Annotated in this window: 13 protein-coding genes and 1 tRNA gene; 12 read left to right on the top strand and 2 right to left on the bottom strand. The window is 45.4% G+C overall.

The window, feature by feature from the left end; all coding sequences use genetic code 11:
• Positions 1–61 precede the first annotated feature (61 nt).
• From thrS to hpt, 5 genes are all read left to right on the top strand, one after another.
• Positions 62–1,810: a threonine--tRNA ligase gene (gene thrS / locus ASJ33_RS03735; protein ID WP_023652202.1), complete on the top strand. Its 1,749-nt coding sequence runs from the start codon at positions 62–64 to the stop codon at positions 1,808–1,810.
• A 66-nt stretch (positions 1,811–1,876) separates the two neighbouring features.
• Positions 1,877–2,434, top strand: a complete 558-nt coding sequence (gene infC, locus ASJ33_RS03730; RefSeq protein ID WP_072555582.1) for a translation initiation factor IF-3 — start codon at positions 1,877–1,879, stop codon at positions 2,432–2,434.
• On the top strand, positions 2,427–2,630 hold the full coding sequence (gene rpmI / locus ASJ33_RS03725) for a 50S ribosomal protein L35 (protein ID WP_012881956.1): 204 nt from the start codon (positions 2,427–2,429) through the stop codon (positions 2,628–2,630). The genes infC and rpmI overlap by 8 nt, the downstream gene beginning before the upstream one ends.
• Before the next feature lie 18 nt (positions 2,631–2,648).
• On the top strand, positions 2,649–3,008 hold the full coding sequence (gene rplT, locus ASJ33_RS03720) for a 50S ribosomal protein L20 (protein WP_023652200.1): 360 nt from the start codon (positions 2,649–2,651) through the stop codon (positions 3,006–3,008).
• A 108-nt stretch (positions 3,009–3,116) separates the two neighbouring features.
• Positions 3,117–4,538: a hypoxanthine phosphoribosyltransferase gene (gene hpt, locus ASJ33_RS08625; protein WP_072555580.1), complete on the top strand. Its 1,422-nt coding sequence runs from the start codon at positions 3,117–3,119 to the stop codon at positions 4,536–4,538.
• A 383-nt stretch (positions 4,539–4,921) separates the two neighbouring features.
• Here the strand turns inward: hpt and ASJ33_RS03705 are convergent.
• Positions 4,922–4,998 (bottom strand) — tRNA-Arg (locus tag ASJ33_RS03705).
• Positions 4,999–5,037: 39 nt separating this feature from the next.
• Positions 5,038–5,589 (bottom strand): COG2426 family protein, encoded by a 552-nt coding sequence (locus tag ASJ33_RS03700; RefSeq protein WP_041330825.1) that lies wholly within the window; start codon positions 5,587–5,589, stop codon positions 5,038–5,040.
• Between the two features lie 164 nt (positions 5,590–5,753).
• On the opposite strand from ASJ33_RS03700, the gene dxs reads away from it, so the two are divergent.
• The 7 genes from dxs (at position 5,754) to ASJ33_RS03665 (ending at position 13,948) form a co-directional block, all read left to right on the top strand.
• Positions 5,754–7,655, top strand: a complete 1,902-nt coding sequence (gene dxs, locus ASJ33_RS03695) for a 1-deoxy-D-xylulose-5-phosphate synthase (protein WP_041330824.1) — start codon at positions 5,754–5,756, stop codon at positions 7,653–7,655.
• A gap of 98 nt (positions 7,656–7,753) precedes the next feature.
• Complete coding sequence (locus ASJ33_RS03690; protein ID WP_023652196.1) at positions 7,754–8,947, top strand: phosphoglycerate kinase; 1,194 nt, start codon at positions 7,754–7,756, stop codon at positions 8,945–8,947.
• Positions 8,940–10,145, top strand: coding sequence for a 2,3-bisphosphoglycerate-independent phosphoglycerate mutase (locus ASJ33_RS03685; protein WP_023652195.1), 1,206 nt, complete (start codon positions 8,940–8,942; stop codon positions 10,143–10,145). The genes ASJ33_RS03690 and ASJ33_RS03685 overlap by 8 nt, the downstream gene beginning before the upstream one ends.
• Before the next feature lie 11 nt (positions 10,146–10,156).
• Positions 10,157–10,912 (top strand): triose-phosphate isomerase, encoded by a 756-nt coding sequence (gene tpiA, locus ASJ33_RS03680; protein ID WP_023652194.1) that lies wholly within the window; start codon positions 10,157–10,159, stop codon positions 10,910–10,912.
• A gap of 49 nt (positions 10,913–10,961) precedes the next feature.
• Entirely contained in the window at positions 10,962–11,948 is a 987-nt protein-coding gene (miaA, locus tag ASJ33_RS03675; RefSeq protein ID WP_023652193.1) for a tRNA (adenosine(37)-N6)-dimethylallyltransferase MiaA, read from the top strand.
• Positions 11,935–12,789, top strand: a complete 855-nt coding sequence (gene dapF, locus ASJ33_RS03670; protein ID WP_041330823.1) for a diaminopimelate epimerase — start codon at positions 11,935–11,937, stop codon at positions 12,787–12,789. Before miaA ends, dapF begins: the two co-directional genes overlap by 14 nt.
• Entirely contained in the window at positions 12,776–13,948 is a 1,173-nt protein-coding gene (locus ASJ33_RS03665; RefSeq protein WP_041330821.1) for an LL-diaminopimelate aminotransferase, read from the top strand. The genes dapF and ASJ33_RS03665 overlap by 14 nt, the downstream gene beginning before the upstream one ends.
• Positions 13,949–14,023: the final 75 nt, after the last annotated feature.

The following is a 14,023-nucleotide window of genomic DNA, read 5'->3' as shown; positions in this document are numbered from 1 at the left end:
AGCCTCTCATTAACCGGAAACGGTGGGTGAGAGGCTTTTATTTAGATTAGAGGTGAATCTTATGGCCAACCAAATAGACGAAGCAAAGCCCATAAGCGACCTTGAAATCATGCGTCACTCCGCCGCCCATATTATGGCTGAAGCGGTCTTGTCCATGTTTCCTGAGGCCAAGCTTGGCATAGGGCCGGCTATTGATACCGGTTTTTACTATGATTTTGACCTGCCTCGCACCCTCACACCAGAAGACCTGCCTGAAATAGAAACCCGGATGAATCAGCTGGTAAAGGCTAATCTGCCTTTCAGGCGTGAAGAAATGTCTAAAGATGAAGCCCGAAAACTTTTTGCCGACCAGCCGTATAAACTGGAGCTACTGAATGATATCCCTGACGAAACCGTAAGTATTTACCGTCAGGGTAACTTTTGTGATCTCTGCCGCGGGCCTCACGTCAACTACACCAGCAAGGTAAAGGCTTTTAAGCTTTTGTCTATTGCAGGTGCCTACTGGAGAGGTGACGAAAAACGCCCCATGTTGCAGCGTATATACGGGGCAGCCTTTTTGGATAAAGCCTCTCTGGCAGACTATTTGAATATGATTGAAGAAGCCGCTAAACGCGATCACCGTAAACTAGGCAAAGAACTGGAGCTGTTTTCATTACATCAGGAAATAGGGGGCGGTCTGGTAAACTGGCTGCCAAACGGTGCTACAATACGACACCTGATTGAAGAATTCTGGAAAAAAGAGCACCTCAAACGGGGTTATAATCTGGTTTATACCCCCCACATAGCCAAAGTAGACCTCTGGAAAACAAGCGGGCACTGGGGTTTTTACCGCGAAAATATGTATAGCCCTATGGATATTGACGGCGAAGAGTATGTACTTAAGCCAATGAACTGTGTTTACCATATCCTCATGTTTAAAAACCGCACCCGCTCATACAAAGAACTGCCTATCCGTATGGCTGAACTGGGTACTGTTTACCGTTATGAACGCTCAGGTGTTTTACACGGACTTTCAAGGGTACGCGGTTTTACCCAGGATGACGCCCATATATTCTGTTTATATGAACAGTTGGAAAAAGAAGTTGTAAAGGTTCTTGATCTGGCAAAATTCATGATTGACACCTTCGGCTTTGCCAAATACAAGGTTATGCTTTCAACTCGTCCCGAAAAATATGTGGGCGAGCTGGCTAAATGGGAATATGCCACTGATATTTTAGCAAAAGCTCTGGAAGCCAACGGGATTTCTTATCAGGTAGACCCCGGAGAGGGTGTCTTCTACGGTCCCAAGATTGACATAAAATTTGAAGATGCCTTGGGACGCGCATGGCAAGGACCAACTATTCAAGTGGATTTCCAATTGCCCGAACGTTTTGAAGTCAGCGTGGTAGGGGAGGACGGCAAGGACCAGCCAGTAGCTATGGTGCACCGCACAGTACTAGGCAGCATGGAACGGTTTATGTCCTGTTTAACCGAACAATATGGTGGTGCTTTCCCTGTCTGGTTATCACCGAAGCAGGTTATGATAATACCCATTGCCGATAGGCATAGCGAATTTGCCGAAAAGCTGGCCTGTGAACTAAGGGAAGAAGAAGTTAGGGTAGAGGTAGATAATCGCTCCGAAACTATGAACCAGAAAATCCGTCAAGCTCAACTTGCTAAGATACCATACATGCTGGTGGTTGGAGACAAAGAGATTGAAACCGGGAGTATAGCCCTGAGAAGTCGTATCGGCAGCCAGCAGGTAATGCCGTTTGCAGAGTTTAAATCTATGCTCCTTAATAAAATAAAAACCAAGTCTACAGAGATTTGATTACCTAGCTGAACTATGGTATATTTTGCCAGAATAGACGTGTGTCCGTTAAGGAGGTAGCCAGGAATATTTAAGGAACTTCGCATCAATAATCAAATAACTGCCCGCGAATGTCGCCTTGTAGGTGACAAAGGCGAACAGTTAGGCATTTTGCCAATTTTACAGGCCCGTGAACAGGCCAGGAAAATCAATCTTGATTTGGTTGAAGTTGCTCCTACAGCGGTGCCCCCCGTGTGCCGTTTGATGGATTACGGTAAATACCGTTTTGAACAGACCAAGAAGGACCGTGAAGCTAAGAGAACGCAGAAGATATCCCTGTTGAAAGAGATACGTGTGCGTCCTAAAATTGGTGAACATGATTTTGATGCCAAAGCCCGCTCTGCCCGCAAGCAACTTGAAAGCGGAGACAAAGTAAAGCTGACTGTTATGTTCCGGGGACGGGAAATAACCCATGCTGAGCTGGGTTTGAAATTACTTAAGAAAATGGCTGATACTTTAACTGATATTGCAACTATAGAAGGGCAACCTTCATTACTCGGATCCAGAATGCATTTAACACTTTTGCCTAAGGCAGCTATCAAAGTGTCTAAGGTAAAGGAAGGACAGGAAACTGCTAATGCCTAAAATGAAAACCAGAAAGACCGCTGTAAAGCGCTTTCATGTCACCGGTACCGGCAAAATTATGCGCAGCAAAGGCATGAAGAGCCACCTGCGCCGTAATAAATCCGCCAGAGTACGCCGTCAGTTTGACGAAATGTCTCAGGTAGCTGGTGTGGACAGAGCTCGTATTCAGAAGTTAATTCCATATGGTGTAAGCTAACTAGGGAGGGGTACTACATTGGCACGTATTAAAGGTGGCATAGCCACACATAAAAGACATAAGAAGGTATTGGCCTTAACCAAAGGCCACGCTTCAACCAGACATTCGCTTTTTAAGCGGGCACATGAATCCATGGTTCATGCCATGAGCTATGCTTTTGCCCACAGGCGCGCACGCAAAGGTGATATGCGCAGGCTTTGGATAACCCGTATCAATGCAGCCGCCAGAGCTGAAGGGCTGACCTATGGTGAGCTTATTTCAGGCCTCAAGCTTGCCGGTATTGATATAAACCGCAAGGTTTTAGCCGATATGGCTGTATCTGACAGCGTTGCATTTGCTGCTGTGGCAGCCAAAGCCGCTGCTGTTAAAACCAACTAGATTTAAACCCATAAAATGGATAATTGACCGCTGTCTAAAAGCAGCGGTTTTTCCATTTTATTAAATTGACATACCCAATCTACCATTTTACAATTGTGCTAGGAGAGAATGGTATTGAACAAAGAGCGGGCTTTTTACAAGGCCGTTAGCCGGTCAATCCAGAGCCTGAATACCCCAGCTGAACTTAAAGCAAAGCTGGAAGGGATTGTCCGACTGGCAGCACGGGCCAGCCATTGCGCTGTATCACTCCTCCTTATTGATACAGCCGGGCAAAAACTTTCCCACAATATCTCCTTCGGACTGCCCCAGTTTTACATTCATAAAGGGGTTCTTTCAGCCACAGACAGCCTGGGTGAAACTGTAAACATTCAAACCATAGCTATTACAGATGCCCAAAATGACAGCCGTATCCAGTTTCCGCAAATGGCTTCAAAAGCCGGCTTTTCTTCAATAATGGGCAGTCCTATTATCCAGCAGGAAAAAGTGATCGGCAGCCTCAGGTTTTACTGCAAGGATTTTTACGAATTCAGCCAACAGGATATAAATTTTGCCGAAAATATGGCACATATAATTTCACTGGCATTTTTCACCTTGCCGGTAAATACTGCCTCGTCGGACAAAATCACCCCAATGCCGATTTCAGACTTGAAAACTGCCAGAAATATCACCTTTGCTCACCAAAGCGAAACTGAATTTGCCCGCCTGCTGGATTTTTATAATATAGAATGGATATACGAACCCCGCTCTTTCCCGCTTAGCTGGGAAGGGGAACGGGTTACAGAAATGTTTACACCTGACTTTTATCTTCCAGGGCTGGACATGTATATAGAACTGACCACTCTAAAACAAAGTCTGGTCACTACCAAAAATCATAAACTCAAGCTGCTCAGAGAGCTTTACCCCGATATAAAAATAAGCTTGTTATATAAAAATGATTATGCACGCCTATTGTCCAAGTATGGCTGCGGTCCATTGGCGCAGACCAGAGCTCACGGAATAGATAGAGTACTTTATACTGCACAGGATATCGCTGAAAGAGTGGCCAGCCTGGCACGCCAAATTTCTGATGATTATCCGGACAACCGTCCTATACTTATCGGGGTGCAAAGGGGATTTATCTGTTTCATGGCTGACTTGATACGCCAGATAGCCGTTCCTCTGGATATAGATTTTATGACCATATCCTATTATAGCGGAAGCAATACATCTATGGTACGCATAACCAAAGATATGGATTTGGACGTAGCAGGCAGAGACATACTGCTTGTTGAAGATATTGTAGATACAGGCATAACCTTGAACTACCTTTTAAACCACCTAAGGTCTAAAAATCCCGCCAGTCTGAAGGTATGCACACTGCTTGACCGCAAAGTAAGAAGGCTTATTGACATAAAGATTGACTATGTAGGTTTTGAACTACCTGATGAATTTGTGGTAGGTTACGGACTGGATTACCATGAGGAATATCGTAATCTGCCATTTATAGGCATACCCGGCATACAGCAAACGCCTGATTTTAAACCCAAATAAAACAGCGGCCCCAGGTAGCCTATGCATTCGGGACGTTTTAACCTTGGAGCTCCCTTTCGGTTTCTACCTACCCAGTTTCTTGACAATCTTCAGAGAGGGCTCTTTAGATTACCTAGCTCCGTATTGTGGTAGAACTTACTAAGGTTATCTGGGTCAGTTTCCGTCACCATTGCTTCGGTCACCTGGGACAGTTTTAATATGCCACACCTGTTGATATGCCAGCAACCGCCTTTAAAACTATTCATACAAGTACAGCAGGAAAGAGATCTCTCATACACCCTTAATTAGTCTGATATTCGCAAATCTGATAATTATTTGATATGCATGACGCTGAAACAGGATGAAAATATTTCTACAGATGGCAGATAAAATCTAAAATAGAGTGGCGTCCCCGGAGAGATTCGAACTCTCGACCCACTACTTAGAAGGCAGTTGCTCTATCCAGCTGAGCTACGGGGACACGATGAAATGCTACCATTTTACAGCTTTTAAGGTCAAGTTAAACAAGCTGGTTTTTTGAGTGTATTATACGGGTAAATGCAATACCTCCAAGTACCAATCCTGCCAGCATAGCCCCAACCCAGCCTAACAAACATAAGCAAGTAACAATCGCTCCAGCCACGACAACTCCCAAACTGATATACAGCAAAGATTCGTTACGGTTAAGACCCAATACAACCGCAACTAATGAACCTGTCCACGCTCCAGTAAAAGGCAGGGGTATTGCAACTAACAGTATAAGCCCGATACGTTTATATTTTTCAACAGTGGCACTCCTCTTTTGCCCCATAACATAAATCCATCGGGTAAAGCCACGCATGAAGTCGAAATGCTCAAGTACATTTAACACTTTTTCCAGTAAAAACAGTATCAATGGCACAGGCAGCAGATTACCTGCCAGTGCAATCAGATACGCCCAATACCAGGGAATACCGAGAATATTTATAGACAGTGGTAAAGCCCCACGCAATTCAAAAACAGGCAGAGCTGATACCAGAAAAACCAGCCACTCCGGCGGCAGGCCCAGATTAATCCAAAATTCTGACGACAAGTCCTTTTTATTACCTCTTTTGGCATTTTATATGCCAACTGTCCCGAAAACTCTAGCAAATACGACTATACTAGTCAATCTTTTTCTAGCTTGACTAGTATGAACACAACTGTTACTATAATTTGAATACAGGATTGGAAATTTCTATTCCGCACAACTTGGAAATGTCAAAACTGCTAGACACAATAAATAGTCCCTCAGACCTGAAAAAACTTACTCTGGACGAACTAAATGAGCTGGCTGTCCAAATCCGTGAAGAGCTCGTAAACCGGGTGACTTTAAACGGGGGACATTTAGCCTCAAGCTTAGGCGTCGTTGAGCTTACTATTGCGTTGCATCGCGTTTTTGAAAGTCCCAAAGATAAAATAATATGGGACGTGGGACATCAGTCATATGCCCACAAACTCTTGACCGGCCGCCGCGAACAGTTTGCCACACTCCGCCAGCATGGGGGGATATCCGGCTTTACCTGCCGGGATGAAAGCCCGCATGACCCGTTTGGAGCAGGCCACGCCAGCACCTCCATCTCTGCCGGGCTGGGCATGGCTGTAGCCCGTGATTTGGCTAAAGCAGATTATAGCGTCATTTCAGTAATCGGAGATGGAGCTATTTCCGGCGGCATGTCCTTTGAAGCTATCAACAATGCCGGACACTTGCACACCAAGTTTATAGTCATTCTTAATGACAACGGCATGGCTATATCTCCCTCCACAGGGGCTTTATCTAAATTTTTAAATAATGTCCGCTTTGACCCGCGGTTTGAATTCGCCAAGCGGGGTGCTAAACAGACTATAACCAATATGCCTTTCGGCAAGGCTGTTTGGGCTTTTACCAAAAGCATTAAACACAAATTTGAAAAATCCATGCTTCCGGGCAGTCTTTGGGAAGAACTGGGATTTATATACCTTGGGCCGGTAGATGGCCATAATATCCGCGAACTTGAGGCAGCACTTAAACGCGCCAAAGATTTTGAATCCCAGCCAGTACTTATCCACATGATTACCCAAAAAGGCAAAGGCTACGATGATGCTGAAGCTGATGCCGTAAAATACCACGGTATTTCACCCAAATCAGGCGGGCTGAAAAGCGGCCACGGGCAGTCGTATAGCCAGGTGTTCGGTCAGACATTACATAAAATCATGTCTGACAACCCTCAAGTAGTGGCTATCACTGCCGCCATGACTGATGGCTGCGGATTGGGTGAAGTTGCTGCAGACTTTCCTGATAGGGTATTTGATGTGGGCATTTGCGAGCAGCATGCCGTCACTTTTGCAGCCGGAATGGCTACCCAAGGTTACATACCGGTCGTAGTTATCTATTCTACTTTCCTCCAGCGCAGTTTTGATCAGATAATACATGATGTCTGTTTACAAAAACTTCCGGTAGTCTTTGCGATTGATAGGGGAGGTATTGTGGGTGATGATGGAAAAACCCATCAGGGTATTTTTGATTTATCTTTCATGTCTTTGATACCGGATATGATAGTAGCCGCTCCATCTGATGAAAATGATCTACAACACCTGCTATATACTGCTGTAAATTCAGGCAAACCATTTGCCATCCGCTACCCCAGAGGATTCGGCGAAGGGGTTGAAATGGAAAATGGTTTACATAATATTCCAATAGGTCAAAATGAAGTTCTGTCCACCGGTAGTGAAATAGCCATTCTCGCAACCGGTAAGAGCGTCGCATTTTCCAGAGAAGCCTTGGAAATACTGGCCGAAAGCAGTATCAAGCCCACACTGGTAAACAACCGATATATAAGCCCCCTTGATAAGGAGCTGGTTATAAAAATAGCCAGAAACCATAAATACCTTATTACTGTTGAAGAAAATGTAATATCCGGAGGCCTGGGGAGCCGAATAAACACTATCCTTGCAGAGGCTGGGTTGGTTAATAGTATCAAGGTTGCCAATATTGCCATACCTGATAAATTTGTGGAACACGGTAATCAAAGCCTGCTTCGTGCCAAATACGGATTGGACGGGAAAGGCATAGCCCAAAAGATATTATCCATGGTAGACAATCCCGGTGAAATAAAGCACCAGCAGATACTTTGCCCATAGACAAGCCAACCACTGAAAATTATTACCCGGTATAACCCGAAGCCGCCTAAAGAAAGTTTGGCTTGGTTATGAATAATAAGACCTTTTCAGGAGCGTTCATGGAAAACTTAACAATCAGAGATTTAGATTTCTCTGGTAAAAAAGCTCTGGTGAGAGTGGACTTTAACGTCCCTATAAATGAAGAGACTGGCGGTATCAATGATGACAGCCGTATACGTGCAGCTATTCCGACCATTGATTACCTGCTGGACCACCAGGCCAAAGTTATTTTATGCAGCCACCTGGGAAGACCAGACGGCGAGGTAGTAGAAAGTATGCGTCTTGCCCCGGTAGCAAAACGCCTGTCCGAGATACTCAGGCAAGAAGTATTTACAGTTTCTGATTGTATCGGAGACGAAGTAATTGCCAAGGTTAACTCTCTGGAAGACAGCCAGGTGCTGCTGCTGGAAAACTTGCGTTTCCACCCGGAAGAAGAAGCTAACGACCCGGTATTTGCCAAAAAACTGGCAAATCTGGCTGATATATATGTGGACGATGCTTTTGGTACTGCCCACCGCAAACATGCCTCTATTGTAGGCGTAGCCAAATATCTGCCGGCAGTGGCTGGGCTTCTCCTTGAAAAGGAGCTTCACGCTCTGGGAAAGGTACTGGAACACCCGCCCCGACCGTTTATGATACTTCTTGGCGGCGCCAAGGTAAGTGACAAGGTGGGCATGCTGGAAAACGTCATGGACAAAGTGGATACTATTCTTATTGGCGGAGGAATGGCAGCCACTTTTCTGAAGGCTCAAGGGCTGGAGATAGGTGATTCACTCATTGATGACAGCCTTGATACCGCAAAAATGCTAATTGATAAAGCAAAGTCAAAAAATGTTAAGATTATCCTGCCGGATGATGTGCTGGTCACATTTGATAAAATAGGTCCTGAGGCCAAGGCAGAAAATGTGAGTGTTGAGAATATACCTCATACTGCCAAAATTGTAGATATCGGCCTTCTTACCATTACCCATTTCACCAAACACCTTGAGAAGTGCAAGACCGTCTTTTGGAATGGTCCGATGGGGATTTATGAGATACCTCAATTTTCAGAGGGCACACGGGCAATGGTCAATACCATGACCCGTCTCCATGGCACTACCATTATTGGTGGCGGTTCTACTGCTGAGATTGTGACCGAACTGAATATTGCCAGCAAGATGAGTTTTGTATCTACCGGAGGCGGAGCTTCACTCAAATTTCTTAGCGGTGAAAAATTGCCTGGCGTAGAGGTGCTTGCAAAGAAAAATGAATAAAATAAATCTTGTCAGCCAGCTTTCGCAGACTACTCCCAGCAAGATTGTACTGCTGGTGATAGACGGACTGGGAGGATTACCTCACCCTGAAAGCGGGCAGACCGAACTTGAGACAGCCCGAACACCTAATTTGGATGAATTAGCCCGTAAAAGCATTTGCGGCATGGCAAACCCGGTTGGAGCCGGTATAATCCCCGGCAGTGCCCCCGGTCATCTGGCACTCTTTGGCTATGATCCGGTTGATTGCCTTATAGGACGGGGTGTGCTGGAAGCACTGGGAATAGATTTTGACCTGAAACTGGGAGACGTGGCAACACGCGGTAACTTCTGCACTGTAGATGAGAAAGGGCTGATTTGTGACCGCAGAGCGGGACGGGTTTCAAGCGCGGTCAGTGCCAAACTTTGTACTCTTCTGGACGGACAGGAATTTGAGGGTGTCAAGGTAATTGTAAAACCGGTAAAAGACCACCGTCTGGTAGTTGTATTCAGGGGGAGCGGATTATCTGAAAAGGTGACTGATTCGGATCCCCAAAAACTGGGGGCTGCCCCCAAAGAGATTACACACTTATCTGAAAATGCCCGGCTAATGGCAAAAGTTGCAAACCAATTCTTACAATTTGCAGCTAAAACACTCAAAGACCATGCACCAGCCAATATGATACTACTGCGGGGATTTTCAGAAAAACCCTGCTTCGCCACTATGAACGAGATTTATAAGCTTAAGACGGCCGCTATTGCCAGTTACCCTATGTACAGGGGACTTTCCAAAGTAGTGGGCATGGATGTGTTATCCACAGGCCCAACCTTAGATGATGAAATAGCCACTTACAAAGCAAACTTTGAAAAATACGACTTTTTCTTTATCCATGTGAAAGCCACAGATGCCGCCGGTGAAGACGGTGACTTTGAACGCAAAGTGAAAGCATTAGAAAACTTGGATCAGGTACTGCCTGAAATACTAGCCTTACAGCCGGATGTAATAGCCGTAAGCGGTGACCATTCCACCCCGGCTGTTATAGAGGGGCATAGCTGGCATGAAGTACCGGTGCTTATTTATTCTAAATACTGCCGCCCTGACAAAGTTTGCAGGTTTTCCGAAACGGATTGTCTGCAGGGTGGACTGGGGCATATACCTGCCAGGGATATTATGCCTCTAGCCATGGCTAATGCCCTTAAACTCGGCAAATTCGGAGCCTAGGAGCAAGCTTTATGAGGCAGATTATTATTGCCGGTAACTGGAAAATGAATACCACTCTTTCCGAAGCTTGTATACTCGTACAAAGCATGAAAGGTGAACTTGAAACGATAGACGGCATTGAAAAAATAGTCTGCCCGCCTTTTATATCCTTGAGTCACATAAAAACCATACTAGAAAATAGCAGCATCAAGCTGGGTGCCCAAAACCTTTTCTACGAAGAAAAAGGGGCATATACAGGTGAAATATCCCCCTTGATGCTGAAAGAGCTCTGCCAATACGTGATTATAGGCCACTCTGAAAGACGGGAATATTTCGGTGAAACAGGACAGGTTGTCAACCAAAAAATAAAAGCCGCTATTCAGGCTGGCATACTTCCGATAGTATGTGTGGGTGAAAAACTCGAAGAAAATGAGAAGGGCCAAACCCGCCAAGTATTGGAAACTCAGCTAAAAGAGGCTTTGAATGGGCTTAGCCTGAGCAGTATCATAATAGCTTATGAACCCATTTGGGCTATAGGCACCGGCAAGGCTGCCACCGCTTCAGCAGCCAATGCGGCAATCTGTTATATACGTAAGGTGTTAAGTGAAATTCTGGGGAACACTGCAGCCCGAAAAGCTTCCATACTCTATGGAGGCAGTGTAAATGAAAAAAATACCGCCGAACTCCTCTCTCAGTCAGATATTGACGGGGCACTGGTAGGCGGAGCTTCATTGAATGCTGATTCTTTTATAAGCATTTGCCGCCAAGCCGCCGCTATTTCAAAATAAAGCCTGAAAAGGCATCCCTAAACCCTTTTTAAGACCTGCAGGGAGACCAATGAGCATAATTGATAATACCGCCAGTGCAAAAGCCTCAAATTCGCCTGTAGCGCCTTTACTGGTTATTCTGGGCAACACCGGCTCAGGGAAAAGCGCTCTGGCGCTGAAACTGGCAAAGGAAATTCCCGCCGGCATAATCAACGCGGATAGCCGCCAGATATATTCCCATATGGATATTGCCACAGCCAAACCAACTCTATCAGAAATGTTAGAAATACCGCACTTTCTTTATAGTTTCATTCAACCTGACCAGTCTTTCAATCTGGCAGAATACCAGACGCTTGCCTATCAGGCTATAGATAGTCTCCATAACCAAACCCGTTTGCCGATACTGGTAGGGGGGAGCGGACAATACCTGAAGGCAGTACTTGAGGGCTGGAGTATTCCCCAAATAGCCCCTGATGAAACTTTGCGTGCCGCTTTATTTGAAAAAGCAGAAAAAGAAGGCGGAGAAGCCCTTTTTGCAGACCTTGAAGAAAAAGACCCGCAGGCTGCTTCAAAAATAGACTCACGTAATATCCGCCGGGTTATACGGGCATTGGAGGTTATCTACAAAACCGGCGGAAAATTTTCCGAGCTCCAAACAAAAAACCCGCCACCTTACAGGATACTTAAAATAGGTATACATATACCCCGCGAAGAACTTTACCGCACCGTTGACTTGCGGATAGAAAAAATGTTAGAACAAGGTCTGGAAGCGGAAGTTCGCTTTTTGCTGGAAAAAGGATATAAGGCTAATCTACCGTCTATGTCGGGCATAGGCTACCGCCAGATAGCCAAACATATCGAGGGCGGTATCAGCCTGGCAGAGGCAATAGAACAGATGAAATATGAAACCCACCGCCTTATCCGCCAGCAAAATACTTATTTCCGTCTGACAGATGCCGATATACACTGGATAACACTGGAAGAAAGCCGAAGTAACAACATTATCCGGCTGGTCCGTGATTTTCTGGCTGCGGAGGATAAATATGAAATTCACTAAACTGCAAAGTGTTGGCAATGACTTTGTTCTGGTAGACCCGCAAGGCGAAGAACGGGATTGGCCAAAACTGGCACTCCATATGTGCCACCGTCATTTCGGTGCCGGTGCTGACGGGCTGATGTTGCTTTTGCCTTCAGCAAAAGCAGATTTCCGCATGCGAATTTTTAATGCGGATGGCTCTGAGGCAGAAATCTGCGGTAATGGTTTGCGCTGTCTTATTCATTATATAGCCGCCAACAAATTGATTGGCAGCAGAGATGAACTTAGCATTGAGACTCTAGCCGGTATACGGCATGCTCAAATATTTAAAGATGGACGCATACGCACCACCATGGGCAAACCTATGTTTGAAGCCCATCAGATACCTGTTGCCGCTGAACCAGACCCTAAACACTACAGCGGACAACTTATTTCTGATTTTCCGTTAAATATCAATAACCGCCGGGTACTGGTTTCACTGGTATCCATGGGAAACCCGCACGCTATCCATTTTTGCACTAAACCGGTAGAAGAATTCCCGCTGGGAGAAGTGGGCTCATTGGTTGAAACCCACAAGGCATTCCCCAAACGCACCAATTTCGAAGTTGCAAATATCCTTGATACCGAACATATAAAAGTACGGGTTTGGGAACGAGGGGTAGGGGAAACTCTGGGTTGCGGCAGCGGTGCTTCTGCAGTAGCGGTTGCTGCGCAGATACTGGGATATGTCGGTAAGTTTGTTTACATAAAGTTGCCGGGCGGAACACTCGGCGTTGAATGGGATGGGCATGATGATGTCTGTCTTACCGGAAAAGCTGAAATCATATATACGGGAGAATGGTTGAAAGATGAAATTGTCTAAACGAATTGAAAATCTGCCGCCATATCTTTTTGTCCAGATAAGCAAAAAGATAGCTGAGAAACGCGCCAAAGGAGAGGAAGTAATCAGTTTTGCTATTGGCGATCCTGATTTACCCACTCCGAAACACATTCTGGCAGAGCTTTGTAAAGCGGCAGAAGATCCATCTAACCACCGTTACCCTGAAACAGAGGGAATGCCGGTGCTGCGTAAAGCTATGGCAGAGTGGTATGAAAAAAGGTTCGGTGTAAAACTAAACCCTGACACCGAAATATTGCCATTAATTGGCTCTAAAGAGGGTATAGGGCATGCCGCATGGTGTTTTCTTGACCCCGGGGATATTGCACTCGTACCTAACCCGGCTTATCCTGTATATGCCATCTGCAGTCAACTGGCAGGTGCAGATGTGTTTAATATGCCTCTTAACAAAGAAAATAACTTCCTGCCTGACTTTAACACCATACCGGAAGATATCCTTTTAAAAGCCAAAGTACTCTGGATTAACTATCCTAACAATCCTACCGGTGCAGTGGCAGACTTGGACTTCTTTAAGAAAGCAGCGGATTTTGCCGCCAAACACAATCTGGCAGTTTGCCATGACGGACCTTATTCTGAAATAGCTTTTGACGGCTACAAGCCTGTAAGTTTCCTTGAAGCCGAAGGTGCTAAAGATGTAGGAATTGAGTTTCATTCACTCTCCAAAAGCTATAACATGACCGGCTGGCGTATTGGTATGGCTGTTGGTAATGCCAAAATGATAGACGCTTTAAGACGTTTTAAATCCAACCTTGACTCAGGCATACCCCAGGCTATCCAGCTGATGGCTATTACGGCTTTGAAAGGCTCACAAGAAGTCATAAACCATAATTGTGCTGTATATCAACGCCGCCGTGACCGCCTGGTGAAAGCACTACACAATATAGGCATGGAGGTTACAGCCCCCAAAGCCAGTTTATATATCTGGGCACCGGTACCCGAAGGCTATACATCCGCCAGCTTTGCTACTGAACTTCTGGATAAAACCGGTGTAGTCGTTACTCCAGGCACAGGTTATGGGACTGCCGGCGAAGGCTATATAAGATTATCTTTGACCGTACCTGATGAACAGCTCGAAAAGGGTATCACCAAATTGTCCGGCTACAAAAGAAACACTTTTAGTTGAGTCTTTATTTCTGGTTTTAGGGTTCACGCCGGAATCTAAATGATTTCATAGCGTGAACCCTTTGCATATTTCGAC

This window comes from Dehalococcoides mccartyi, assembly GCF_001889305.1.
Taxonomy (GTDB): Bacteria; Chloroflexota; Dehalococcoidia; order Dehalococcoidales; family Dehalococcoidaceae; genus Dehalococcoides; species Dehalococcoides mccartyi_A.
This window is presented reverse-complemented; position numbering and strand designations above follow the sequence as displayed.